The sequence below is a fragment of the Agrococcus sp. TSP3-2-1 genome (assembly GCF_049897585.1).
In the GTDB taxonomy this organism is placed as follows: Bacteria; Actinomycetota; Actinomycetes; order Actinomycetales; family Microbacteriaceae; genus Agrococcus.
Window position 1 is genome coordinate 145,535 of the sequence record NZ_JAFCWN010000004.1, and the last position, 22,069, is coordinate 167,603.

Genomic DNA, 22,069 nt, shown 5'->3' on the forward strand with positions numbered 1-22,069 from the left:
TCACTCGAAGAGGCTGCTGAGCCCTCCGCCGGAGGAGGAGCCGCCGTTCGAGCCCGAGAGCTGCTGCCGGCCCTCGCTCGGCTGCACGACGACGAAGCCCGGCCCGTGGAAGGCGAGCTGGAACGCCTCGCCCGTGCCCCCGCGGAGCATCGAGCGCATGTTCATGCTGCTCACGACGCTCGGCTGCAGGTTCGCCGACCAGCAGACCGCAGCGTTGGGGTCGACGAAGGTCGGCTGGCGCGAGCAGTCGAGCAGCAGCGGCTGGCCCTCGCACGCGATGCCGATCGTGCCCCGGCCGCCGATCTCGACGTTGAAGAGGCCGCCGGCCATGACGTTGCCGCTGCGCAGCATCGTGATGTCCCACTGCAGGTCGGGGTCGAACGCGAGCAGGTTCTTGCCGCTCACCGACAGTCCCTCGCCCTCGAGCAGCACCGTGAAGACGTTCGCGGCGTCGCGCGCGAGGAAGACCTCGCCCTCGCCGCGGATGCGCATGAGCGGCGCGCCCTCGCCCGTCACGAGCTTCTTGAGCATGCGGGCCGCCCCCGCGCCCTCGTGCTGGAACTCCATGCGCCCCTGGTAGGCGACCATCGCGCCCTTCGCGGCGAGCACGTCGCCTCCGCCCGAGACGGTGATGCGCAGCATCTTGCTCGACTGCTTCACCCAGCGCTCGGTCGACTGCGTCTCCTGGTTCGCCTCGGCGAACAGCTCCGACCTCACGCGTCCGCCTCGAGGGCACGCTCGAGCCGGTCGACCTTGCCGTCGAGCTCGCCCGTCCATCCGGGCCGGATGTCGGCCTTCAGCACGAGGGACGCGCGCGGCGAGAGGGCCAGCACGGCGTCGGTCGCGCGCTTGACGACCGCCATCACCTCGTCCCACTCGCCCTCGACGGTCGTGAACATCGCGTCGGTGCGGTGCGGCAGCCCGCTGTCACGCACGACGCGCACGGCGGCCGCGACCGCGTCGTGCACCGAGCCGTCCGGGCCGGCCGTGCCTGGTGCGATGGAGAATGCGACGAGCATCCTGCTCCCTTCGTCGGTCGCATCCTCGCACCTGCCGCCCGCGTACGCCAGCACCGCCGCGCGCACCCGCCGTAGGCTGTCTGCATGGCGGATGCGACCGGGGTGCTGATGGCGGCGGCGGTGCAGCTCGCCGCGACCGAGGACGTCGACGCGAACCGCGCGGCGGCCGCGGCGTGGATCGACGGCGCGGCCGATCGGGGGGCTGAGCTCATCGTGCTGCCCGAGTACGCGCAGCACTGCTCGCCGACGCTCGCCGCGACCGCGCCCGGCGCCGCCGAGCCGCTCGACGGGCCCTTCGTCTCGATGCTCGCCGAGCGCGCCGCGGCGCACGACGCGCTCGTCGTGGCCGGCCTCGTCGAGCGCACGGACGCGGGGCCGAGCAACACGGTCGTCGCCGTCGACGCAACCGGGCTCCAGGTCGCCTACCGCAAGGTGCACCTCTACGACGCATTCGGCTCGAGCGAGTCGGACTGGCTGACGCCCGGCGACCCCGCGCAAGTGTCGGTCGTCGACTTCCGCGGCACGCGCATCGGCATCGAGACGTGCTACGACCTGCGCTTCCCCGAGACGACGAGGCGGCTCGTGGATGCGGGGGCCGACGTCATCCTCGTCCCCGCGGAGTGGGTGCGGGGGCCGCAGAAGGAGCGGCACTGGACGACGCTCGTGACCGCGCGCGCGATCGAGTCGACGGCGCACGTCGTCGCGGCGGGACAGGCGCCGCCGCTCGGTGTCGGCTGCTCGCTCATCGCCGACCCGATGGGAATCCCGCTCGCCGCGCTCGGCGACGCGGAGGGGATCGCGATCGCGCCGATCGACCCGGCGGTGACGGCCGCGACGCGGCGGCGCAACCCCTCGCTCGCGAACCGGCGCTACCGGATCGCCTGACGCCCCGAGCGCTCAGCGTGCGGGCTGCAGCTCGACGCCCTGCAGCGCAGCGAGCTGCTCGGCCGCCCGGTGCAGGGTGTCGTCGGACTTGCAGAAGGCGAAGCGCATCGTCGAGCGCAGGTCGCGCCGCGAGGGTCGCGCGAAGGCGGAGAGCGGCACGCCCACGACGCCAGCGAGCTCGGGCAGCTGCCGCGCGAGCACGCTCGCGTCGTCGATCCCGAGGGGGGCGGCGTCGGCGAGCACGAAGTAGCCGGCCATCGCGTCGTTGACCTTGAAGCCCGCCTTCCGGAGCCCTCGCGTGAGGATGTCCCGCTTGCGGCAGAAGGAGTCTCGGATCGTCTGGAAGTGCTCGTCGGGGAGGCGGAGCCCGACCGCGACCGCGGGCTGGAACGGCGCGCCGTTCACGAACGTCAAGTATTGCTTGATCGCCGTGATCTGCGCGATCCGCTCGGGAGTCGACATGATCCAGCCGACCTTCCAGCCGGTGATCGAGAAGGTCTTGCCGGCGGAGGAGATCGAGATGAGCCGCTCGCGCGCCGCCTGGAACGTCGCGACCGGCACGTGCTCCTCGTCGTAGACGAGGTGCTCGTAGACCTCGTCGGTCACGATGAGCGCGTCGCGCCGCTCGGCGATGCGGACGATGTGCCGCACGGTCTCCTCGCTGAAGACGGAGCCGGTGGGGTTGTGCGGGGAGTTCACGAGGATCATGCGCGTGCGGGGGCTCGTCGCGCGCAGCAGCCGGTCGGGATCGGGCTGGAAGTCGGGAGCCGTGAGCGGCACGGGTACGAGCACCGCGCCCGCGAGCGCCGCGACCGCGGCGTAGGCGTCGTAGTAGGGCTCGAAGACGACGACCTCGTCGCCCGGCTCGAGGTAGGCGAGCATCGTCGCGGCGAGGCCCTCGGTCGCGCCGGCCGTGATGAGCACATCGCCGCGGCCGAGGCCGATGCCGTAGAAGCGGCGCTGGTGCTCGATGATCGCGTCGATGAGCTCCGGCGCGCCGCGGCCGGGCCCGTACTGGTTGCGGCCGTGGTCGATCGCGTGCTTCGCGGCGTCGAGCACCGCTCGCGGGCCGTCCTCGTCGGGGAAGCCCTGACCCAGGTTCAGTGCGCCGGTGCGAGTCGCGAGCGCCGTCATCTCGGCGAAGATCGTCGGCGCGAGGCGCCCATCGGCTCCCAGTAGGCCTGCCCCCGCCGCGGTGCGCTGCCAGGGTGCTCGGTGCGGGCGATCGACCTCCATGCCTCGACGCTACTCGCTTCGCACCGCGAACGGTCGACATTGCGAGCGCTTAGGAACCGCATGGCTTGGCGTGGCATCGTCGAGGGCATGACGAACCCGTACGAGCCGCCGCATCCCGCGAGCCACCAGGGCCACGTGCCGAACCCCTGGTCGCGGCCCGCGGACGAGACTCGGTGGCAGAGCCCCGCCGCAGGCCAGCCGCGCGGGCAGGCGGCGCCCGCGTCGGCCCCGTATGGCTCGACGCCCGACGCCGCGGTGCCCCACGGCTCCGCTCCCTACGCGTCCTCGGTGCCAGCACCCTCGGCCATCAGCCGCTCGAGCGACGGCCAGCCGCACTTCGGGCGGCCTGCGGGCGCGACGACCCAGGCACCCGCGCGTCGCCGCAGCACGGGGCTCGTCGTCGGTGCGATCGTCGGCGCTGCGCTCATCGGCGGTGCGACGGGCTTCGGCGGCGGCGCGCTCGCCGCGCAGCAGACCTCTCCGCAGACGCAATCGGCACCGAGCGGCGGCGTCACCGCCGAGCCGGTCTCCGACCCGGGCACGATCGCCGACGTCGCCGCGGCCGCGGGCCCCTCCGTCGTGACGGTGCAGGCAGCCTCGCGCGCCGGTGCGGGCGAGGGCTCCGGGGTCGTGATCGCGCCCGGCGGCTACATCGTCACCAACAACCACGTCGTGACGCTCGACGGCCAGGCGGCCGACGCATCCATCACGGTCGAGACGAGCGACGGGCGGCTGCTCGCCGCCGAGATCGTCGGCACCGACCCCGTCGTCGACCTCGCGGTGCTGCGGGTCGACGCCGAGCTGCCGGTCGTGACGTTCGCGTCGAGCGACGACGTGCGGGTGGGCGACACCGCGATCGCGATCGGCGCGCCGCTCGGCCTCTCGAACTCGGTCACCGACGGCATCGTCTCGGCCGTCGATCGCGGGCTGCGGATCGCCTCGAGCGCCGCGCCCGACGACTCGCAGGACTCGCAGCAGTCGCCGTTCGGCTTCTGGCAGGAGAACGGCGCGCAGGCCGCGCAGGAGGACATCTCGATCCCCGTCGTGCAGACGGATGCGTCGATCAACCCGGGCAACTCCGGCGGCGCGCTGCTCAACGCCTCGGGCCAGCTCATCGGCGTCAACGTCGCGATCGCGAGCATGGGCCAGGGCGAGTCGTCCGGCTCGATCGGCATCGGCTTCGCGATCGAGTCGAGCCTCGTGCAGCGCGTGGTCGAGGAGATCATCGACCGCGGCGAGGCGACGCACGGGCTGCTCGGCGCGACGGTGAGCGACGTGCGCGATGCCTCGATCGGCTCGGTGGGCGGGCAGCTGCGCGAGCTCACGGCCGGCGGTGCGGCGGCCGAGGCGGGCCTGCAGCCCGGCGACGTCATCACCGCGATCGAGGGGGCACCGGTCACGAACGCCGTCGATGCGACCGCTCAGGTGCGCGCGCACGCGGCGGGCGCGACCGTGACGATCGAGTACCTGCGGGGCGGCGAGCGGGCCGAAGTCGAGGTCACGCTCGGCGAGCTGCCCTAGCCGGCGCGCCTCAGCGCTCGTCGGCGCTCGCGCTCCCGTCGCCGTCGGTGCCGGGGGCGCCGCTGCCGGGGCCGATGCCCGGAGCCTCGGTGCCGTCGGCGGCGCTCCGCTCGCGCAGCCGCCGCAGGCCGCCGCCGAGCCCCTCCCGCTCGATCTCGCGCGCCTCGCGGATGCGTCGGCCGAGGCTCACTCGCTCCTCGCGCTCGGCGGGGGAGAGGAACCCGTGGTGCCGCACCGGCGGCGGGCCGAATGCCTCGCGGGAGGCCTTGACGACCTGCCGGCCGAGCATGTTGTTGCCGACGCCGCCGATCACGGCGCCGATGCCGAAGGGCATCGCGCGGCCGACCATGCTCGCGCCCGTGTTCCTCGCCATGCGGCGCAGGAACGCGCGTCGCATGAGGTCGATGACCTGCCCCATCGCGCCGGTCGGGAGCGACGACGTGATCATCTGGCCCCAGAACGCGGAGCCGCCGCCACGGCGGCCGAGCGCCTGGTCGGCGACGCGCTTGACGAGCGCCTTGCCGCCCGAGCCGAGCATGAGGCCCATGACGAGCGCCTTCGCGCGCTGCTCGTCCTCGACCGCGATGCCGTGCACCTCGGCGACGGCCTGCGCGAAGAACGCGCTCGCCTCGAGGAAGACGACCGTCTCGGCGGCGGTGAGCCCGATCGACGCCACCGTGCCGATGCCGGGCGCGACGGCGCTCGCGCCGACGGCCGCGCCGCCGCTCGTGACGGCCGCGAGGTACTGCTTCTCGAGCCGGGCGATCATCTGCTCGGGCGTCATCTCAGGGTGCTTCCGGCGGAGGTTGCGCAGATGGCCGACGACGAGCGGCCGTTGCACGCTTAGGATGTTCTCGAGCGTCGTGATGAGCCAGCCCATCTCCTCGTCGCGGTCGAGCTCGTCCATGGCATCCCCTCGTCGTCCTCGTCGCGTGCGCGACGCATCCATCATCCTGCCCGGCACCATCGTGTCCCGATCGTGCCGGGAGGAGGCTGAGCGTGGGATCATGGCTCGCATGACCCTCACCCCTGGACCGGACACCGTCGGCACGGGCGGCAGCACCGACGTGCTCGACCGCGAGCTCGAGAAGCTGCTCAACGAGGAGTCGGTCGAGGACGGCGACCACGACCGCTTCTCGCACTACGTCAAGAAGGAGAAGATCCTGCAGTCGGCGCTCTCGGGCAAGCCCGTGCGCGCGCTGTGCGGGAAGAAGTGGACGCCCGGGCGCGACCCGGAGAAGTTCCCGATCTGCCCCGCGTGCAAGGAGATCTACGAGAAGCTGCGCGCCGAGTGAGGCCTGACGGCGGTCGGATGCGTCAGCGGAAGACCGTCGGGATCGCGGGCTCGCCCCGCGCGAGGCGGTGCGCCTCCGCCGGCAGCTCGTCGATCGATGCCGCGTGCCGCTCGCGCGCGAGCTCGACTCCCGCAGGGCCGAGCCACCGCTCCTGGATCTCGCCGCGCTCGACGAGCGGCACCTGGAGCGCGCGGCCGCGCGTCGCGGCCTGCTCGAGCACGTGCGGGTCGTCGGTGACGAGCACGGTCTCCTCGACCGCGATCCCGCCCTCGAGGGTGCGCACCGCGACCTTCTCGCCCGGGCGCGAGGCCTTGTCCTCGCTGCGCTTGCCGACGCCGACCCACTCGCCGTCGTCGCCCTGCCGCGCGACGAGCTTGTAGACCATGCCCGCGGCTGGCGCGCCCGAGCCGGTGACGACGCTCGTGCCGACGCCGTACGCATCCACCGGGCTCGCCTGCAGGGCGGCGATCGCGTACTCGTCGAGGTCGCTCGTGACGGTGATGCGCGTCTCGGTCGCGCCGAGCGAGTCGAGCAGCGCCCTCGCCTCCGCGGCGACCTCGTCGAGGTCGCCCGAGTCGAGCCGGATGCCGCCGAGCTTCGGGCCCGCGATCTCGATCGCGGTGCGGATGCCCTGCTCGATGTCGTAGGTGTCGACGAGCAGCGTCGTGCCGACGCCGAGGGTGTCGATCTGCGCCTGGAAGGCCTCCGCCTCGGAGTCGTGGAGGAGCGTGAAGGAGTGGGCGGCGGTGCCCATCGTGGGGATGCCCCAGCGAGCACCCGCGGCGAGGTTGCTCGTCGCGCGGAAGCCGGCGATGTACGCGGCGCGGGCGGCCGCGATCGCCGACTCCTCGCTCGCGCGGCGCGAGCCCATCTCGGCGACCGGGCGCCCCTTCGCGGCGCGCGCCATGCGGGTCGCGGCGTTCGCGACGGCGGAGTCGTAGTTGAGCACCGAGAGAGCGACGGTCTCGAGCACGACCGCCTCGGCGAACGAGCCCTCGACGACGAGGATGGGGGAGCCGGGGAAGTAGGCCTCGCCCTCGGCGTAGCCGCGGATGTCGCCTGAGAAGCGGTAGTCGGCGAGCCACTCGATGAGCTGGGCCGAGACGACGCGCTCGTCGCGGAGGAACGCGAGCTGCGCGTCGCCGAAGCGGAACTCGGCGAGCCGCTCGAGGAAGCGGCCCGTGCCGGCGACGACGCCGTAGCGGCGCGCGCCCGGCAGCCGGCGGGCGAAGATCTCGAACGCGGAGGGCCGGAACGCCGTGCCGGAGCGCAGCGCGGCGTCGATCATCGTCAGCTCGTAGCGGTCGGTCATGAGCGCGGTGTCGGTCACGGCGCCAGCCTATGCCGACCGCCGAGCGAGCGACCGGGAGCCGGTAGCGTGGATCGGTGCGCGACGAGACCCGACCTACCCGGACGAGCGAGCGACCGCTGCCCGAGGGCGTCGAGCTGCGGGCGCCCCGGCCGGAGGACGCGGAGGCCTGGGCCCGCTTCCTCGTCGCCGAGCAGCAGCGGACCTACGCGGGGCAGCTGCCCGACGACTTCGGATCCCGCGGCCTCGAGCAGGCGAACATCGCGGGACTCGCGCACGTCTTCGGCGAGCCGGGCGAGGCCGTGCGCCGCGTCGCATGGCGCGAGGGCCGCATCGTCGGCATCGCCGGCGCAGGCCCCGCGCCGGCGCGCTGGGAGCGCGAGCTCGGCCTCGTGCCGCCGCCGGCCGATCGCGAGCTCGACCGGCTCTACGTCGCAGCCGAGATGCACGGCTCCGGCCTCGGCGCGGCGCTCTTCGACGCGGTCGTCGACGAGCGGCCCCACTACCTGTGGCTCATCGACGGCAACGCCCGGGCGGCGCGCTTCTACGAGCGGCGCGGCTTTGTGCACCTCGACGAGCGGGTCTCGACCGGGCCGACGTGGGGCGGCATCCCCATGCATCGGATGCTGCGTCGGTAGCCCTCGCCCTCGCGCCGAGCGCTGAGCGCACCCCCGTTAGGCTTGCCCCCGTGCAGCGCCCGATCGGAGTCTTCGACAGCGGCGTCGGCGGGCTCACCGTGGCGCGGGCGCTCATCGACCAGCTGCCGGCCGAGTCGATCACCTACATCGGCGACACCGCGAACGGCCCCTACGGCCCGCGCGAGCAGACCGAGGTGCGCGCCCTCGCGCTCGACGTGCTCGACACGCTCGTCGCGCAGGGCGTGAAGATGCTCGTCATCGCGTGCAACACCGCGTCCGCCGCGACCCTCGACGTCGCGCGCGAGCGCTACGAGGTGGGGATGGGCATCCCCGTCGTCGAGGTCATCGATCCCGCCGTGCGCGCCGCCGTCGCGCAGAGCCGCTCGGGCCGCATCGGCGTGATCGGCACGGCCGGCACGATCGGCTCCGGCGCCTACCAGCGGGCGTTCGCCGCCGCGGGCGTGCCGCACGTCGCGGCCGGCGCCGCGCCGCGCTTCGTCGAGTTCGTCGAGGCGGGCGTCACGACCGGCGACGAGGTGCTCGAGGCGGCCCACGAGTACCTCGAGCCGCTGCTCGCCGAGGGCCTCGACACCCTCGTGCTCGGCTGCACGCACTACCCCCTGCTCGCGGGCGCGATCGGCTACGTCGCCGGCCCCGACGTGCGCCTGGTCTCGAGCGCGGAGGAGACGGCGGGCGACGTCTACCGCATCCTGAGCGACCGGCGCATGCTCGCGCCCGTCGGCGCGACCCCCACCTACGAGTTCGAGGCGACGACCGAGGCGCAGGAGCCGTTCCTCCGGCTCGCGCGCCGCTTCCTCGGGCCGGAGGTCACGCACGTCGAGTTCCACCAGACCGGGGTCATCCAGCTGCCCGGCCGCACCGACTGAAGGAGAGACCATGGCACGCAAGGACGGCAGGCAGCTCGATCAGCTGCGCGAGGTCACGATCGAGCGGGGCTGGAGCGCGCAGGCCGAGGGGAGCGCCCTCATCTCGTTCGGCGGCACGCGCGTGCTGTGCAACGCATCCGTCATGCCGACCGTGCCGCGCTGGATGGCGGGCAAGGGCAAGGGCTGGGTGACGGCGGAGTACGCGATGCTGCCGCGCTCGACGAACGAGCGGATGGATCGCGAGAGCGTGAAGGGACGCGTCGGCGGGCGCACCCACGAGATCTCGCGCCTCGTCGGCCGCTCGCTGCGGGCGGGCGTCGACATGAAGGCGCTCGGCGAGCTCTCGATCACCGTCGACTGCGACGTGCTGCAGGCCGACGGCGGCACGCGCACCGCCGCGATCACGGGCGCCTACGTCGCGCTCGCCGACGCGGTCGCGTGGGCGCAGGCGCAGGGCCGCGTGCCGAAGGGCGCGAAGCCGCTCGTCGACTCGGTCGCGGCCGTCTCGGTCGGCATCGTCGACGGCGAGCCGACGCTCGACTTGAACTACCTCGAGGACGTGCGCGCCGGCACCGACATGAACGTCGTCGCGACCGGGCGCGGGCTGCTCGTCGAGGTGCAGGGCACGGCCGAGGGCGCGCCCTTCGACCGCTCCGAGCTCGACGCGCTGCTCGACCTCGCGCTCGCCGGCACCGCCCGGCTGACGGAGCTCCAGCGCGAGGCGCTCGCATGAGCCCCGTCGACACGGGCTTCGGCTCGACGGGCATCGACCCGCGCGGCGGCGGCCTGCAGGTCGTCGTCGCGACGCGCAACCCCCACAAGGTCGAGGAGCTGCAGCGCATCCTGGCGCCGCTCCTGCCCGGCATCGAGCTGCTGCCCGACGACGGCCCGGAGCCGATCGAGGACGGCGACACCTTCGAGGCGAACGCCCTGATCAAGGCGCGCGCCGCGCACGCGCGCACGGGGCTGCCGGCGATCGCCGACGACTCGGGCATCGAGGTCGACGCGCTCGACGGTGCCCCCGGCATCCACTCGGCTCGCTACGCGGGCACGCGCGACGATCGCGACAACCTCGAGCTGCTGCTCGCGAACCTCGCCGAGCACGCCGACCGCGGCGCTCGCTTCGTGTGTGCGGCCGCGTGGGTCGACGCCCAGGGCGAGTTCGCGGTGCGCGGGGAGTGGGCCGGCGAGGTCGCGGATGCGCCGCGCGGAGAGGGCGGGTTCGGATACGACCCGATCTTCGTGCCCCACGACGGCGGCGGCCGCTCGTCGGCCGAGCTGAGCGCCGACGAGAAGGATGCGCTGAGCCACCGCCGGATCGCGTTCGCGGCGCTCGCCGAGCGCATCCAGCGCGCGTAGCCCGTCAGCGGCGCTCGCGGCACGCGGGCGGTCCGCCGGGCTACGCGGACCCAGATCCGGCACGCGGACCCGATATCCGGGGTCCACCTGCCGAGCAGGGGTCCCGGTAGCGCCTTCAGCGAGGGCGTGCCATGATTTCGGTATGCCGAAAAGAGTGGATGCGGTGTGGCGAACAAGCGCGCTCGCGGTGGTCTCGGCCACGGTCGCCGCCGTGCTCGCCGGCTGCGCGACGCCCGCGCCCGCGGTGACGCCGGCCGCCGACGACCGCCCGCTCGTGCTCGCGACCTTCACCGTGATCGCCGACATGGCGCGCGAGGTCGCGGGCGACGCCGCGCGCGTCGAATCGCTCACGCGGCCGGGTGTCGAGGTGCACGACTACGAGCCGACGCCCGGCGACCTCGTCCGCACCGAGGGCGCCGACCTCGTCGTGACGAACGGCTGGGGCATCGACGACTGGCTGCTCACGCTCGTCGAGCGGCAGGACGCGCCGCACGTCGTGCTGAGCGATGCGGTCGACCCGATCGCGATCGAGACCGGCCACTACGCCGGCAACCCCAACGCGCACGCCTGGGTCGCGCCCGGCGAGGGCGCCCGCTACGTCGAGGCGCTCCGCGTCGCGATCGGCGACCTCGTCCCCGCCGAGCGCGCCGCGGTCGACGAGCGCGCCGCGGCGCTGACCGCTCGCCTCGAGTCCCTCGGCGAGCGCCTCCGCGAGGGCGTCGCGCGCGTGCCCGAGCGGCAGCGCGTGCTCGTCACGTGCGAGGGTGCCTTCAGCTACCTCGCGCGCGACGCAGGCCTCGACGAGGCGAGCCTGTGGCCGGTGAACGCGGGCGGCCAGGGCACGCCGCAATCGATCGCCGAGGTCGTCGCGATCGTCGAGGAGCGGCAGGTGCCGACCGTCTTCTGCGAGTCGACGACGCATCCGGGCACCCAGCAGCAGATCGCGCGCGACGCGGGCGTGCGCTTCGACGGCAGCCTGCACGTCGACTCGCTCTCGGCGCCGGACGGGCCCGCGCCGACCTACCTCGCGCTCGTCGAGCACGACATCGAGGCGATCCTGGAGGGACTGGGCGGATGAGCGGCACGGCAGCGCGGGACGCGATCGTCGTGGAGGGCCTCGGCGTGCGCTACGGCGACGTGCGCGCCCTCGTCGACGGGACCGCGCGCATCCGCTCGGGGGAGATCACGGGCCTCGTCGGCGTCAACGGCTCGGGGAAGTCGTCGATGCTCGCCGCGATCCTCGAGCGCGTGCCGCACGAGGGCACCGTGCGCATCCTCGGCCGGAAGCCCGCCGAGGCGCGTCGCGCGGGCCTCGTCGCCTCGGTGCCGCAAGCCGAGTCGGTCGACTGGGACTTCCCGGTGACCGTGCGCGACGTCGTCACGACCGGTCGCTTCGGGCGCATGGGGCTCCTGCGGATCCCGCGCGCGGCCGACCGCGCCGCCGTCGCCGAGGCGCTCGAGCTGCTCGACATCGCCCACCTCGCCGACCGCCAGATCGGCGAGCTCTCGGGCGGCCAGCGCAAGCGCGCGTTCGTCGCGCGCGCGATCGCGCAGGACGCCGAGCTGCTGCTGCTCGACGAGCCCTTCGCGGGTGTCGACCGCACGAGCGAGGCGCGCATCGTCGAGGTGCTCCGCGGGCTGCGCAAGCGGGGCCGCACGGTCGTCATCGTGCACCACGACCTCTCGGGCGTCGCGGAGGTCGCCGACACCGTGCTGCTGCTGCGCGGCAGGCTCCTGCACCAGGGGCCGCCCGAGGAGGTGCTGAGCCCCGAGCGGATCGCCGAGGCCTTCGGCGCCGGAGCGGCGGAGGAGCGATGATCGACGCCCTGCTCGCCCCCTTCACCTACGACTTCATGCTGCGGGCGATCCTCGTCACGCTCGTCGCTGCGGTCGCGTGCGCGCTGCTGTCGACGTGGCTCGTGCAGATGGGCTGGTCGCTCATGGGCGACGCCGTCTCGCACGCGGTGCTGCCCGGCGTCGCGCTCGCCTACATCCTGGGCCTGCCGTTCGCGCTCGGGGCGGCGGTGTTCGGCGTCGGCGCCGTCGCGCTCATCGGCGGGGTGCGCGCGGTGTCGCGGATCAAGGCGGATGCCGCGATCGGCGTGGTCTTCACGACCCTGTTCGCGCTCGGGCTCGTGATCGTCTCGGTCACGCCCGCCGAGACCGATCTGCAGCACATCCTCTTCGGCAACGTGCTCGGCGTCTCCGACGCCGACATCGCCCAGGTGCTCATCGTCGGCGCGATCGTGTGCGTCGCGCTGCTCGTGCTGCGCCGCGACCTCACGCTCGTCGCCTTCGACCCGGGCCACGCGCACGCGATCGGGCTGCGGCCGCGGCTGCTGCACGCGGTGCTCCTCGGTGCGCTCGCGCTCACGGTGGTCACGGCGCTGCAAGCCGTGGGCATCATCCTCGTCGTCGCGATGCTCGTCATCCCGGGCGCGACGGCCTCGCTCATCGCGGTGCGGTGGGATGCGCTGCTCGCGTGGTCGGTCGGCATCACGGTGGTCGCGTCGATGGTCGGGCTGCTCGGCGCGTTCTGGCTCGACATCTCCCCGGGCGGGGCGGTCGTGCTCTCGCAAGGGCTCGCCTTCGGGCTAGCGTTGCTGTTCGGGTCCCGACGGGGGCTCGTCATACGGTGGGCGAGAGCGAGGCGGCATGCGGTCGACAGCGGCTGAGGACTACGTCAAGGCGATCTACCACCACACCGAGTGGCAGCCGGAGCCCGTCACGCCGTCGCAGCTCGCGACGCGGCTCGGCCTCGCGAACTCGACCGTGACCGAGATGGTGAAGAAGCTCGCCGCCGCGGGGCTCGTGCACCACCGCCCGTACGGGGCGGTCGAGCTCACGCCCGAGGGACGCCGCCTCGCCGTGCGGCAGGTGCGGCGCCACCGGGTGGTCGAGACCTGGCTCGTCGAGCGGCACGGCTACGAGTGGGACGAGGTGCACGACGAGGCCGAGATCCTCGAGCACGCGCTGAGCGACCGTCTGCTCGAGTCGATCGCGGCGTCGCTCGGCGACCCAGAGCGCGACCCGCACGGCGATCCGATCCCCGGCGCGGACGGCACCGTGCGGCGCCCCGACGCGGTGCTGCTCGCGGATGCGCCGGCCGGCCACGAGGGCGCGGTCGTGCGCATCTCCGACGAGGATCCCGCGATGCTCCGCTTCCTCGCCGACGCGGGCATCGCGCTCGACGCGCGGCTCACGGTGCTCGGCGTCAAGCCCTACTCCGGCTCGATGCAGGTGCGGGCGGCGAGCGGCACGGTCGACGTCGGTCCCGACGTCGCTCGAGCGATCTGGCTCGCGGCCTGAGCGCTCGACCGAGGCGTCAGCGCTCGAGGCCGGCGGCGCCGGTGCCCGAGAGGTCGAGGGTCTCGACCGGGCCGGCCGCGGTGCCCTCGCGGATCTCGCGCGCGACCTCGCGCCGCGACTGGATCGCGTGCCAGGTGATCGCGCCGATCGCGATGCCGACGACGCCGAGCAGCACGAGGTCGATGTACTGCGTCACGACCTCCGCAACACCGGGGATGTGGGCGACGCCCCACCCGAGCAGCGGCAGCCCCGCGCCCCACAGCAGCCCGCCCAGCACGTCGAGGCGCAGGAACAGCGGCCACGGCATCCGCCCCACGCCCGCCGCGACGGGCATGAAGGTGCGCACGATGCCGATGAAGCGGGCGATGATGACCGCCGCGGCGCCGTACTTGAGGAAGAAGCGGTTCGTGCGCTCGATCGTGCGATGCGAGAACAGGCCGGATGAGCGGCGCTGGAAGATCGGCGGTCCGGCCTTGTGCCCGATGAAGTAGCCGAGCTGGTCGCCCGCGACAGCGCACGCCCAGATGCAGAGCATCACGAGCCAGATCGGCTGCGGGATCACGCCCGTGAAGGAGAGGATGCCGGCGATCACGAGCAGCGTGTCGCCCGGCAGCAGGAACCCGACGAGCAGGCCCGTCTCGACGAAGACGATCGCACACACGAGCAGCAGCGCCCACGAGCCCGCGCCGGAGATGAGGCCCTCGACATCGATGAGGAACTCGGCGGTGAGCGGGGGCACGGGGGCTCCTAGGGCGATCGCAGTGCGGGAGAGGGGACTTGAACCCCTACGCCACGAGGGCACAGGAACCTAAATCCTGCGTGTCTGCCGATTCCACCACTCCCGCGTGGTCGCTCCAGCGTAGCGGTGCCGGGAACCCGCAGGCGGCGCTCGGGAGCGTCTGCCACAGTGGCGGCATGGACATGCGAGCGCTCGTCACCGGCGCGACGGCGGGCCTCGGCGCGGAGCTCGCGCGCCAGCTCGCCGCCGACGGCTTCTCCCTCGTGCTCGTCGCCCGCGACGAGGAGCGGCTGCGCGAGGTCGCGGCGTCGCTCCCGGTCGAGACCGAGGTGCTCCCCGCCGACCTCACCGTCGCCCACGACCTCGAGCGGGTCGCGGCGCGGGTCGCCGACCGCGCCCGCCCGATCGACGTGCTCGTCAACAACGCGGGCACGGGCATCCTCGCCGACTTCCACGTCTCGGGCATCGACGAGGAGCGGCGGCTGCTCGACCTGCTCGTGTGGGCGCCCATGCGGCTCGTGCACGCGGCGCTGCCCGGCATGCTCGATCGCGGTCGCGGCGGCATCCTGACGGTCGCGAGCATGGCCGGCCGCATGCCGAACGGCACCTACTCGGCGGCGAAGTCGCACGCCATCACCTTCTCCCGCTCGATCGCGGCGCGCTATCGCGCCGACGGCATCCGCACGACCGCGCTGCTGCCCGGCTTCCTGAAGACGGAGTTCCACGAGCGGCTCGGCATCGACCGCTCGGGCACGCCCGACATCATCTGGGCGAGCGTCGAGGCGACCGCCCGCGAGGGGCTGCGCGGCCTGCGGAAGGGCCGCAGCGTCGTCGTGAGCGACTGGCGCTACCGAGTGACCGCGCCGCTCGTGCCCCTCATCCCGGATCGGTCCATGGGCGGCTGGAGCATGGCGCGGCTCGACCGGCGCGATGACGAGGGGCGGCTCGAGCCGACGAGCGACGCGAACGCCGACTGATCAGCGACGCCGATCGCCCGGCCGTCGCTCCTGTGGCATCCTCGGGTGGACCGGCGCGCGCCGGATCGGGGAGGCTGCTGTGGCGGAGACGATCGCCGTGCTCGGCGCGGGCATCATGGGCGCGGGCATCGCGCGGGTCTTCGGGCGCGCGGGGCACGACGTGCGGGTCTTCGACGTGCGCGCGGACGCGGCCGGCGCCGCGGCCGAGTCGGCCGGCGGCACGGCGCACGGCAGCGTGGAGGTGGCCGTCGACGGCGCGACGATCGTGCTCGAGGCCGCGCCCGAGCGGCTCGACCTGAAGCTCGCCCTGCTCGCCGAGGTCGAGGCGGCGAACGACGACGCGGTCATCGCCTCGAACACGTCGTCGATCGGGGCGGATGCGCTCGCAGCCGGCATGCGGGAGCCCGCCCGGCTCGTGATCGCCCACTTCTTCAACCCCGCCGACACCGTCCCGCTCGTCGAGGTCGTGCCGGGGCCCGCGACGCCGCCCGCGACCGTCGAGCGGATGGTCGCCCTGCTGACGGCGGCGGGCAAGACCGCCGTGCCGCTCGCGCAGCAGGTCGAGGGCTTCATCGCCAACCGACTGCAGGCCGCCCTCTACCGCGAGGCGATGCACCTCGTCGAGCGCGGCGTCGCGACGCCCGAGCAGGTCGACGCGGTCGTGACCGCTGGCCTCGGCCCGCGCTGGGCGCTCGCCGGCCCCTTCGAGATCATGGACCTCGGCGGCCTCGACGTGTGGACGAGCGTCACCGACGGGATCTTCCCGACGCTCGGGGACGCATCCGCCGCCCCCGGCATGCTGCGCGAGCGGCTCGAGCGCGGCGACCTCGGCGCGAAGACCGGCCGGGGCTTCCTCGAGCGGGATGCGGATGCGCCGGCGCGCTTCGCCGGGCGCCTCGCGGCCCTGCTCGCGGCGAGGACCGACCTCCGTTCCTAGGCCTCGGCGGGCGCCACCCGATCCGGTGGCGTCGCCCGGTCCGCTCGCGCGTGTGGGCGCCGTGCGGCATGCTCCCGACATGCACACGACGCAGTGGCTGCTCGAAGGTGACCCCGCGATCCGGTGGCAGGTGCTGCAGGATCTCGAGGACGCCGACCCGGATGCGGTGGCGCGCGAGCGCGCGCGCGTCGCGCGAGAGGGCTGGGGCGCCGCGCTCCTCGCGGCGCGCGGTCCCGACGGCCAGTGGGCCGGCGGCGCGCACTTCCCGAAGGCGGAGCCCGTCCTGCCCGGCCAGCCCTGGACATCCACCTCCCACGTGCTCACCGAGCTGCGGCTGCTCGGCGTCGATCCGGCCGACCCGGTCGTCCGCGACGCGATCGCCGACGTCGCGCGCGTGACGCACTGGGAGTACGACGACGAGCCGTTCTTCGAGGGCGAGGTCGAGCCGTGCATCAACGCCGCGCTCGTGACGAACGCGCGCTACTTCGGCGTCGAGGTCGATGCGATCGTCGAGCGGCTGCTGGGCGAGCGGATGGCCGACGGCGGCTGGAACTGCGACCAGGAGCGCGGCTCGGTGCGCTCCTCGTTCGACACCACGATCGGCGTGCTCGAGGCGCTCGCCGCGTTCGAGCGCGAGCACGACGACCCGCGGGTGCGCGAGGCGCGCGAGAGCGGGGAGGAGTACTTGCTCGAGCGCGGCCTCATGCGGCGTCGCTCGACCGGCGAGATCCCGAAGCCGACCTACGTGCAGCTCGCGTTCCCGCCCCGGCACGAGTACGACGTGCTGCGCGCGCTCGAGCACTTCCGCGCGGTCGGCGCCCTCGTCGACGAGCGCATGCGCGAGGCGATCGATGTCGTGCGCTCGAAGCGCCGGGACGACGGCACGTGGGCTGCCGACGTCGTGCACGGCGGCGACGCCGTCGTCGACTACGGCGCGGCGGGGGAGCCGAGCCGCTGGATCACGCTCAAGGCCCTCCGCGTGCTGCGGTGGGCCGATGGCGAGGCTCAGGTCGCTGCTTCCCCTGACGCCGCGGCGACGGATGCGTCAGCGCCGGGTGCCTCGGGCCCGGATGCTTCAGCGCCGAGGTAGAGCAGCATCCCGTCGGGATCCCGCACTTGCCCGACGCGCTCGCCCCACGGCATGAGCGCCGGCTCCTCGACCGCCGTCGCGCCTCGCTCGAGCGCGCGCTCGAAGGCGGCATCGACGTCGTCGACGTAGATCCAGAGCGCGGCCTCGGGCGGGCCGGCGCTCGGCTCGAAGCCGATCGCGACGGTGGAAGCCCCGACCTCGAGGGCGACGTAGACGACGCGGCCGTCGTCCTCGTAGGCGTAGCACCGCCGTGCGTCGAACGCTGCTCAGCCGAGTGCAGCCAGGTGCTCGGCCATCGCCGGCACGACGACGTCGGGCCGGTCTCGCTGCACCCAGTGGCCGGCGCCCGGCACGACGATCGCGCGGGCGTCGGGCATCGACGCGGCCGCGCGCTCCGCGACCGCTGCCGGCACTCCCGAGTCGCGCTCGCCATGCACGAAGAGCGTCGGCGCCCGGATGCGCACCAGGCGCGCGCTGTAGTCGGTCGACTGGCGGCGGAGCCCCACCTCGGCGCGCTGCCACTCGGCGAAGACCTCGAGCCCGGAGCCGCGCCGCGCCTCCGCCTCGACCGCGTCGAGCAGCTCGGGCGTGCGCCGCGCGGAGTCCCGCAGCACGGGCCGCAGGCTGCGTTCGAGGAGCCGCCGGTCGAGGGCGCTCGCGCGGGTCGCGGCCTGCAGCAAGCCGGTGCGGACCGCGGCCCAGCTCGCGAGCTGTGCGGGCACGCGGAGCGCTCCCTCGACGAGCGTCGGCTGCAGCCCGTAGCTGCCGAGCAGCACGAGCCCGCGCACGCGGCCCGGGTGCTCGAGCGCGTGCCCGATCGCGAGCCCGCCGCCGAGCGAGAGCCCCGCGAGCGCGTACCGCTCGAGGCCGAGCGCAGCCGTGAACGCCGCGACGTAGCCGAGCAGTCGGTCCTGCGTCGCCCGCCACGGCGCGCGCGGGCTGTTCCCGTACCCGGGATGGTCGGGCGCGAGCACGCGGTGGCCCGTCGCCGCGAGCTCGGCGCCGACCTCGCCCCACGACAGCCACGCGGAGTCGAGCCCGCCGCCGTGCAGGAGGACGACCACGGATGCGTCGGCACCCGTGGCCGGCCGCCACTCGAGGTAGGAGACCGGTCCCGACGGCAGCGCCGCGGTGCTGCGCGTCGCCTCCATGCCCACTCCGCTCGTCGATGCCGTCCCTCCGAGCCTAGGCGTGGGGCGCTCCGTCGGCCTCGTCCGGTGCGCACTTAGAGTGAGCGTCATGTCACCGCGCGCTGCTGCCCGTCGGATCGCCGGCTCGTCGGTGCTGGTCGCGGTGCTGCTGGCGGGGTGCGCTGGCGACGGGCAGTCGCTGCCCGAACCCGATGTGTCGGCTTCGGCGCCTGCGATCGGCGAGGCGGCGCAGAGGCCGACGACGCCGCCCGAGGCGCTCAGCGCGTTCGAGCAGCAGCTGCCGCTGACCGGCTCGTTCGTCTCGCAGGCCGTCGCGACCGAGGGGACCGTGCGCGTCGAGCGCCGCGACGACGGCTCCGTCTGGCTGATGATCGAGGGTCTGCGCACATCGGACTCGCCGGATCTCCGCGTGCACCTCAAGCCCGACCCCCTGCAGCAGGACGCGCAGGGCCACTGGGGCACCGCGGCGGGCGGCCATCGCTACGAGATCGCGACGATCGACCCGACGGTGCCGGATCATGCGGTCGAGCTGCCGGGTGCCCACGACATGCCGGCGATGATGACCGTCACGCTCTTCGAGTACGTCGAGCCGTTCCCGTCGTTCGGATCGGCCGCCCTGGGCTGAGGCGCCGGAGCCGGCGCACCCGGCTGTGGACAACTTCCGAGGCGCCGAGCCAGCTTCGGCTTCACTGGCTCGCATGCACCAGGCCGTCGCCGAGATCACCGCCTCCGTGCGGGCGAAGGTGCGGCGCGACGGCATCGACCTCGCGCGCTCGGGCGACCTCGCCGAGCGCTACGTGCGCGACGCGGTGCGCTCCTACGCCGAGCGCTCGCTCGGCGGCAGCGTGCCGATGCTCGCCGACGAGCGGCAGGCCGAGCGCGACGTGCTCGCCGCGGTGAGCGGCTACGGACCCCTCCAGCCCTACCTCGACGATCCCGAGATCGAGGAGCTCTGGATCAACCAGGGATCGCGCGTCTTCTGTGCACGGGGCGGTGTGAGCGAGCCGCTGCCGCTGCGGCTCACCGAGCCCGAGGTGCGCGACCTCGTCGAGAGGATGCTGTCGACGACCGGCCGCCGGGTCGACCTGTCGACGCCCTTCGTCGACGCGTCGCTGCCCGACGGCTCGCGGCTGCACGTCGCGAGCGGCGACGTTGCTCGCGGCGCGATGTCCATCAACATCCGCAAGTTCTCCCGCCGGCTCGCATCGCTCGCTGCGCTCGTCGAGCGCGGCGCGCTCAGCCAGCAGGCGGCGCAGTTCCTGCGCCAAGCGGTCATCGCCGGCTGCAACATCCTCGTCTCGGGGCCGACCCACGCGGGGAAGACCACGATGCTCAACGCGCTGCTCGCGAGCGTCCGGCCCGGCGAGCGGGTCGTCACGGTCGAGGAGACCTTCGAGCTCGACCCGCCGGTCGACGACATCGTCGCGCTGCAGTGCCGGCAGCCCTCGCTCGAGGGGACGGGCGAGATCTCGCTGCGCCGCCTCGTGAAGGAGTCGCTGCGGATGCGCCCCGACCGGCTCGTCGTCGGCGAGGTGCGAGAGGCGGAGGCGCTCGACCTGCTTGTCGCCCTCAACTGCGGGGTGTCGGGGATGTGCTCGATCCACGCGAACTCCGCTCGCGACGCGCTCGCGAAGCTCACGACGCTCCCGCTGCTCGCGGGCCGCAACATCGACGCCGGCTTCGTCGTGCCGACGGTCGCGCAGTGCATCGACCTCGTCGTGCACCTCGCGATCGACGCGCGCGGCAATCGCAGAGCGGTCGAGATCCTCGCCCCGTCGGGGCAGGCGACCTCGGGCGTCATCGAGGCGTCGACCCTCTTCGCGCTCCGCGACGGCCTCCTCGAGCCGACCGGCTCGCATCCCGCGCGCACCGCGAAGTTCGCCGCGGTCGGCGTCGACCCCGTCGTGCTCCTCACGGGAGCGCGCGCATGACATTGCTGCTCGGCGCGACGCTCGGCCTCGGCGTGCTGCTCGCGGTCAGCCCGTGGCTGTGGCCGCGGCGCGCCGGAGCGGCGGACCCGCGCCCGCGTCGGCGCGCGCTCGACCGGTTGACGCTCGCGGGGCTCGACGGCGTGCCGCCGCTCGCGCTCGCAGCGGTCTCGACGATCGCGGGCGTGCTCGCCGCCGGCGTCTCGCTCGCGCTCGTCCCCGCGGTCGCGGTCGCCGTCGCGGCGCTCGCGGCCGGCACCGCCGCGCCGGTGCTCGCGGTCCGCTGGCGCGCGAAGCGCCGGGAGCGCGCCCAGGCCCGGGTGTGGCCCGACGTCGTCGATCACCTCGTCTCGGCCGTGCGCAGCGGGCTCGCGCTGCCCGATGCCGTCGCGCAGCTCGAGCGCGCCGGCCCCGAGATCACGCGGCCGTCCTTCGCTGCGTTCGCGGCCGACCACCGCGCGACCGGCTCGTTCGCGTACGCGCTCGACCGGCTGAAGGATCGGCTGGCCGATCCCGTCGCCGACCGCATCCTCGAGACGCTGCGGATGGCGCGCGAGGTCGGGGGCACGGAGGTCACGACCGTGCTGCGCGAGCTCGCGGCGTACCTGCGGGCCGATCTCGCCACGCGCGGCGAGCTCGAGGCGCGGCAGAGCTGGGTCGTGAGCGCCGCTCGGCTCGGCGTCGCCGCCCCGTGGATCGTGCTGCTCATCCTCTCCACCCGCCCCGAGGCGGCGCAGGCGTACAACGCGCCGGGCGGCCTGCTGCTCATCGCCGGCGGCGCCGTCGTGACGCTCATCGCGTACCGGGTCATGCTGCGCATCGGCGCGCTGCCCGTCGAGGCCCGGTGGTTCGCGTGACCGGGGAGGCGGGCTGGAGCCTCCTGCTCGGCGGCAGCCTCGGGCTCGGGCTGTGGCTGCTCGTGAGCCTCGTGCCGATCATGCGACGCCCGCTGCTGCTGCATCGCGTCGCCCCCTACGTGCTCGACGTGTCGGCCGGAGCGCGCGACCTCGTCGCGCGGCGCCGCGTCGACCCGGCTCGCGTCGTGGGCGTCGTCGCGTCGCCGGTCGGCGACCGGATCGCGCCGCTCGTGCACGCGGTGCTCGGCGCTCCGGAGGGCATCCGCCGCCGCTTGCGGCAGGCCGCCGACGACGGCACGGTGGCCGAGCATCGTGCTCGGCAGCTGCGGTGGGCGCTCGTCGGCGCGGCCGCCGGTGCGGCCCTCGGCGTCGTCGGCGCCGCCCAGCGGGGGCCGATCGCGCTGCCCGCCGCGCTCGCCATCCTCGGTGCCGCGACCGGCGCCTTCGCCGTCGACTGGCTGCTGCAGCGCCGCGCGAAGCGCCGACTCGCGCGCATCTCGAGCGAGCTGCCCTCGATCCTCGAGTTCCTCTCGCTCAGCCTCGCGGCCGGCGAGGGGCTGCAGGACGCGCTCCGCAGGGTCGGCGCCGCGGGGCACAGTGCGCTCGGGCGCGAGCTCTCCGGCGTTGTGGCCGACGCGGCGGCCGGATCGAGCCTCTCGACGGCCCTCGGCACGCTCGCCGACGAGCTCGGGCACCCCGGCGTGACGCGCAGCGTCGACCAGATGCGCGGCGCGCTCGAGCGCGGGACGCCGCTCGCCCAGACACTGCAGGCGCAAGCGCTCGACGCGCGCGACGCCGCGAAGCGCGACCTGCTCGAGGCAGCCGGTCGCAAGGAGATCTCGATGCTCGTGCCGCTCGTCTTCGGGCTGCTGCCGACGACGGTGGCGTTCGCGCTGTGGCCGGGCATCCACGTGCTGCAGGTCGGATTCTGA

Annotated in this window: 25 protein-coding genes, 1 tRNA gene and 1 pseudogene; 18 read left to right on the forward strand and 9 right to left on the reverse strand. The window is 74.2% G+C overall.

Going from position 1 to position 22,069, the window contains the following annotated elements:
* Entirely contained in the window at positions 1-717 is a 717-nt protein-coding gene (locus ACP7BI_RS07480; RefSeq protein WP_425844775.1) for an AIM24 family protein, read from the reverse strand.
* Positions 714-1,019, reverse strand: coding sequence for a thiamine-binding protein (locus ACP7BI_RS07485; RefSeq protein ID WP_425844776.1), 306 nt, complete (start codon positions 1,017-1,019; stop codon positions 714-716). Before ACP7BI_RS07485 ends, ACP7BI_RS07480 begins: the two co-directional genes overlap by 4 nt.
* A gap of 84 nt (positions 1,020-1,103) precedes the next feature.
* On the opposite strand from ACP7BI_RS07485, the gene ACP7BI_RS07490 reads away from it, so the two are divergent.
* The gene (locus ACP7BI_RS07490; protein ID WP_425844777.1) at positions 1,104-1,904 is read left to right on the forward strand and encodes a carbon-nitrogen hydrolase family protein; all 801 of its coding nucleotides are present in this window, start codon (positions 1,104-1,106) and stop codon (positions 1,902-1,904) included.
* Positions 1,905-1,916: 12 nt separating this feature from the next.
* On the opposite strand, the gene ACP7BI_RS07495 is transcribed toward ACP7BI_RS07490, so the two are convergent.
* The gene (locus ACP7BI_RS07495) at positions 1,917-3,140 is read right to left on the reverse strand and encodes an aminotransferase class I/II-fold pyridoxal phosphate-dependent enzyme (RefSeq protein ID WP_425844779.1); all 1,224 of its coding nucleotides are present in this window, start codon (positions 3,138-3,140) and stop codon (positions 1,917-1,919) included.
* Between the two features lie 60 nt (positions 3,141-3,200).
* On the opposite strand from ACP7BI_RS07495, the gene ACP7BI_RS07500 reads away from it, so the two are divergent.
* Positions 3,201-4,661: a trypsin-like peptidase domain-containing protein gene (locus tag ACP7BI_RS07500; protein WP_425844781.1), complete on the forward strand. Its 1,461-nt coding sequence runs from the start codon at positions 3,201-3,203 to the stop codon at positions 4,659-4,661.
* 10 nt (positions 4,662-4,671) lie between these two features.
* Here ACP7BI_RS07500 and ACP7BI_RS07505 read toward each other — a convergent pair whose 3' ends face one another.
* Complete coding sequence (locus ACP7BI_RS07505) at positions 4,672-5,568, reverse strand: hypothetical protein (protein WP_425844783.1); 897 nt, start codon at positions 5,566-5,568, stop codon at positions 4,672-4,674.
* 100 nt (positions 5,569-5,668) lie between these two features.
* On the opposite strand from ACP7BI_RS07505, the gene ACP7BI_RS07510 reads away from it, so the two are divergent.
* Positions 5,669-5,956: a DUF3039 domain-containing protein gene (locus tag ACP7BI_RS07510; RefSeq protein WP_425844784.1), complete on the forward strand. Its 288-nt coding sequence runs from the start codon at positions 5,669-5,671 to the stop codon at positions 5,954-5,956.
* Between the two features lie 22 nt (positions 5,957-5,978).
* Here the strand turns inward: ACP7BI_RS07510 and ACP7BI_RS07515 are convergent, their stop codons facing one another.
* Positions 5,979-7,268: a nicotinate phosphoribosyltransferase gene (locus ACP7BI_RS07515; RefSeq protein WP_425844997.1), complete on the reverse strand. Its 1,290-nt coding sequence runs from the start codon at positions 7,266-7,268 to the stop codon at positions 5,979-5,981.
* Positions 7,269-7,342: 74 nt separating this feature from the next.
* On the opposite strand from ACP7BI_RS07515, the gene ACP7BI_RS07520 reads away from it, so the two are divergent.
* The 8 genes from ACP7BI_RS07520 (at position 7,343) to ACP7BI_RS07555 (ending at position 13,458) form a co-directional block, all read left to right on the forward strand.
* Positions 7,343-7,903: a GNAT family N-acetyltransferase gene (locus ACP7BI_RS07520; RefSeq protein WP_425844785.1), complete on the forward strand. Its 561-nt coding sequence runs from the start codon at positions 7,343-7,345 to the stop codon at positions 7,901-7,903.
* Between the two features lie 50 nt (positions 7,904-7,953).
* A complete protein-coding gene (murI, locus tag ACP7BI_RS07525; protein WP_425844786.1) occupies positions 7,954-8,790 on the forward strand; it encodes a glutamate racemase in 837 nt (278 codons plus the stop codon).
* A 10-nt stretch (positions 8,791-8,800) separates the two neighbouring features.
* Positions 8,801-9,523, forward strand: a complete 723-nt coding sequence (rph, locus tag ACP7BI_RS07530; protein WP_425844787.1) for a ribonuclease PH — start codon at positions 8,801-8,803, stop codon at positions 9,521-9,523.
* Entirely contained in the window at positions 9,520-10,149 is a 630-nt protein-coding gene (gene rdgB / locus ACP7BI_RS07535) for an RdgB/HAM1 family non-canonical purine NTP pyrophosphatase (protein WP_425844789.1), read from the forward strand. The genes rph and rdgB overlap by 4 nt, the downstream gene beginning before the upstream one ends.
* A gap of 142 nt (positions 10,150-10,291) precedes the next feature.
* On the forward strand, positions 10,292-11,227 hold the full coding sequence (locus ACP7BI_RS07540) for a metal ABC transporter solute-binding protein, Zn/Mn family (RefSeq protein ID WP_425844790.1): 936 nt from the start codon (positions 10,292-10,294) through the stop codon (positions 11,225-11,227).
* Positions 11,224-11,967 carry a metal ABC transporter ATP-binding protein gene (locus tag ACP7BI_RS07545; RefSeq protein ID WP_425844791.1) on the forward strand — a complete coding sequence of 248 codons (744 nt, stop codon included), beginning with the start codon at positions 11,224-11,226 and terminating at the stop codon, positions 11,965-11,967. The genes ACP7BI_RS07540 and ACP7BI_RS07545 overlap by 4 nt, the downstream gene beginning before the upstream one ends.
* On the forward strand, positions 11,964-12,824 hold the full coding sequence (locus tag ACP7BI_RS07550) for a metal ABC transporter permease (protein ID WP_425844792.1): 861 nt from the start codon (positions 11,964-11,966) through the stop codon (positions 12,822-12,824). Before ACP7BI_RS07545 ends, ACP7BI_RS07550 begins: the two co-directional genes overlap by 4 nt.
* Complete coding sequence (locus ACP7BI_RS07555; protein ID WP_425844793.1) at positions 12,805-13,458, forward strand: metal-dependent transcriptional regulator; 654 nt, start codon at positions 12,805-12,807, stop codon at positions 13,456-13,458. The genes ACP7BI_RS07550 and ACP7BI_RS07555 overlap by 20 nt, the downstream gene beginning before the upstream one ends.
* A 16-nt stretch (positions 13,459-13,474) precedes the next feature.
* Here the strand turns inward: ACP7BI_RS07555 and ACP7BI_RS07560 are convergent, their stop codons facing one another.
* Both ACP7BI_RS07560 and ACP7BI_RS07565 read right to left on the reverse strand, forming a co-directional pair.
* Positions 13,475-14,197, reverse strand: a complete 723-nt coding sequence (locus ACP7BI_RS07560; protein ID WP_425844794.1) for a DedA family protein — start codon at positions 14,195-14,197, stop codon at positions 13,475-13,477.
* A 23-nt stretch (positions 14,198-14,220) separates the two neighbouring features.
* Positions 14,221-14,303, reverse strand: a tRNA-Leu gene (locus ACP7BI_RS07565).
* A 70-nt stretch (positions 14,304-14,373) separates the two neighbouring features.
* Between ACP7BI_RS07565 and ACP7BI_RS07570 the strand changes: the two genes are divergently transcribed.
* The 3 genes from ACP7BI_RS07570 (at position 14,374) to ACP7BI_RS07580 (ending at position 17,201) form a co-directional block, all read left to right on the forward strand.
* On the forward strand, positions 14,374-15,174 hold the full coding sequence (locus ACP7BI_RS07570) for an SDR family NAD(P)-dependent oxidoreductase (RefSeq protein WP_425844796.1): 801 nt from the start codon (positions 14,374-14,376) through the stop codon (positions 15,172-15,174).
* Between the two features lie 79 nt (positions 15,175-15,253).
* Positions 15,254-16,111: a 3-hydroxyacyl-CoA dehydrogenase family protein gene (locus ACP7BI_RS07575; protein ID WP_425844798.1), complete on the forward strand. Its 858-nt coding sequence runs from the start codon at positions 15,254-15,256 to the stop codon at positions 16,109-16,111.
* A 79-nt stretch (positions 16,112-16,190) separates the two neighbouring features.
* Positions 16,191-17,201 carry a hypothetical protein gene (locus ACP7BI_RS07580; RefSeq protein WP_425844800.1) on the forward strand — a complete coding sequence of 337 codons (1,011 nt, stop codon included), beginning with the start codon at positions 16,191-16,193 and terminating at the stop codon, positions 17,199-17,201.
* On the opposite strand, the pseudogene ACP7BI_RS07585 reads toward ACP7BI_RS07580, so the two are convergent.
* A pseudogene (locus tag ACP7BI_RS07585) lies at positions 17,117-17,413 on the reverse strand (VOC family protein); the annotation flags it as partial. The gene ACP7BI_RS07580 and the pseudogene ACP7BI_RS07585 overlap by 85 nt on opposite strands.
* Positions 17,414-17,467: 54 nt before the next feature.
* Positions 17,468-18,352 (reverse strand): alpha/beta fold hydrolase, encoded by an 885-nt coding sequence (locus ACP7BI_RS07590; RefSeq protein ID WP_425844802.1) that lies wholly within the window; start codon positions 18,350-18,352, stop codon positions 17,468-17,470.
* Between the two features lie 88 nt (positions 18,353-18,440).
* On the opposite strand from ACP7BI_RS07590, the gene ACP7BI_RS07595 reads away from it, so the two are divergent.
* From ACP7BI_RS07595 to ACP7BI_RS07610, 4 genes are all read left to right on the forward strand, one after another.
* Entirely contained in the window at positions 18,441-18,977 is a 537-nt protein-coding gene (locus ACP7BI_RS07595; protein ID WP_425844803.1) for a hypothetical protein, read from the forward strand.
* Between the two features lie 73 nt (positions 18,978-19,050).
* Positions 19,051-20,283 (forward strand): CpaF family protein, encoded by a 1,233-nt coding sequence (locus tag ACP7BI_RS07600; protein WP_425844804.1) that lies wholly within the window; start codon positions 19,051-19,053, stop codon positions 20,281-20,283.
* The gene (locus ACP7BI_RS07605; protein ID WP_425844806.1) at positions 20,280-21,137 is read left to right on the forward strand and encodes a type II secretion system F family protein; all 858 of its coding nucleotides are present in this window, start codon (positions 20,280-20,282) and stop codon (positions 21,135-21,137) included. Before ACP7BI_RS07600 ends, ACP7BI_RS07605 begins: the two co-directional genes overlap by 4 nt.
* Positions 21,134-22,069, forward strand: a complete 936-nt coding sequence (locus ACP7BI_RS07610) for a type II secretion system F family protein (RefSeq protein WP_425844808.1) — start codon at positions 21,134-21,136, stop codon at positions 22,067-22,069. The genes ACP7BI_RS07605 and ACP7BI_RS07610 overlap by 4 nt, the downstream gene beginning before the upstream one ends.

What these genes read in the sequence shown, in the direction of transcription:
- ACP7BI_RS07485 (WP_425844776.1), bottom strand. Translation starts at nt 1,019, where the DNA reads ATGCTCGTCGCATTCTCCATCGCACCAGGCACGGCCGGCCCGGACGGC.
- ACP7BI_RS07490 (WP_425844777.1), top strand. Translation starts at nt 1,104, where the DNA reads ATGGCGGATGCGACCGGGGTGCTGATGGCGGCGGCGGTGCAGCTCGCC.
- ACP7BI_RS07495 (WP_425844779.1), bottom strand. Translation starts at nt 3,140, where the DNA reads ATGGAGGTCGATCGCCCGCACCGAGCACCCTGGCAGCGCACCGCGGCG.
- ACP7BI_RS07500 (WP_425844781.1), top strand. Translation starts at nt 3,201, where the DNA reads ATGGCTTGGCGTGGCATCGTCGAGGGCATGACGAACCCGTACGAGCCG.
- ACP7BI_RS07505 (WP_425844783.1), bottom strand. Translation starts at nt 5,568, where the DNA reads ATGGACGAGCTCGACCGCGACGAGGAGATGGGCTGGCTCATCACGACG.
- ACP7BI_RS07510 (WP_425844784.1), top strand. Translation starts at nt 5,669, where the DNA reads ATGGCTCGCATGACCCTCACCCCTGGACCGGACACCGTCGGCACGGGC.
- ACP7BI_RS07515 (WP_425844997.1), bottom strand. Translation starts at nt 7,268, where the DNA reads ATGACCGACCGCTACGAGCTGACGATGATCGACGCCGCGCTGCGCTCC.
- rph (WP_425844787.1), top strand. Translation starts at nt 8,801, where the DNA reads ATGGCACGCAAGGACGGCAGGCAGCTCGATCAGCTGCGCGAGGTCACG.
- rdgB (WP_425844789.1), top strand. Translation starts at nt 9,520, where the DNA reads ATGAGCCCCGTCGACACGGGCTTCGGCTCGACGGGCATCGACCCGCGC.
- ACP7BI_RS07540 (WP_425844790.1), top strand. Translation starts at nt 10,292, where the DNA reads ATGCCGAAAAGAGTGGATGCGGTGTGGCGAACAAGCGCGCTCGCGGTG.
- ACP7BI_RS07545 (WP_425844791.1), top strand. Translation starts at nt 11,224, where the DNA reads ATGAGCGGCACGGCAGCGCGGGACGCGATCGTCGTGGAGGGCCTCGGC.
- ACP7BI_RS07550 (WP_425844792.1), top strand. Translation starts at nt 11,964, where the DNA reads ATGATCGACGCCCTGCTCGCCCCCTTCACCTACGACTTCATGCTGCGG.
- ACP7BI_RS07555 (WP_425844793.1), top strand. Translation starts at nt 12,805, where the DNA reads ATGCGGTCGACAGCGGCTGAGGACTACGTCAAGGCGATCTACCACCAC.
- ACP7BI_RS07570 (WP_425844796.1), top strand. Translation starts at nt 14,374, where the DNA reads ATGGACATGCGAGCGCTCGTCACCGGCGCGACGGCGGGCCTCGGCGCG.
- ACP7BI_RS07580 (WP_425844800.1), top strand. Translation starts at nt 16,191, where the DNA reads ATGCACACGACGCAGTGGCTGCTCGAAGGTGACCCCGCGATCCGGTGG.
- ACP7BI_RS07590 (WP_425844802.1), bottom strand. Translation starts at nt 18,352, where the DNA reads ATGGAGGCGACGCGCAGCACCGCGGCGCTGCCGTCGGGACCGGTCTCC.
- ACP7BI_RS07595 (WP_425844803.1), top strand. Translation starts at nt 18,441, where the DNA reads ATGTCACCGCGCGCTGCTGCCCGTCGGATCGCCGGCTCGTCGGTGCTG.
- ACP7BI_RS07600 (WP_425844804.1), top strand. Translation starts at nt 19,051, where the DNA reads ATGCACCAGGCCGTCGCCGAGATCACCGCCTCCGTGCGGGCGAAGGTG.
- ACP7BI_RS07605 (WP_425844806.1), top strand. Translation starts at nt 20,280, where the DNA reads ATGACATTGCTGCTCGGCGCGACGCTCGGCCTCGGCGTGCTGCTCGCG.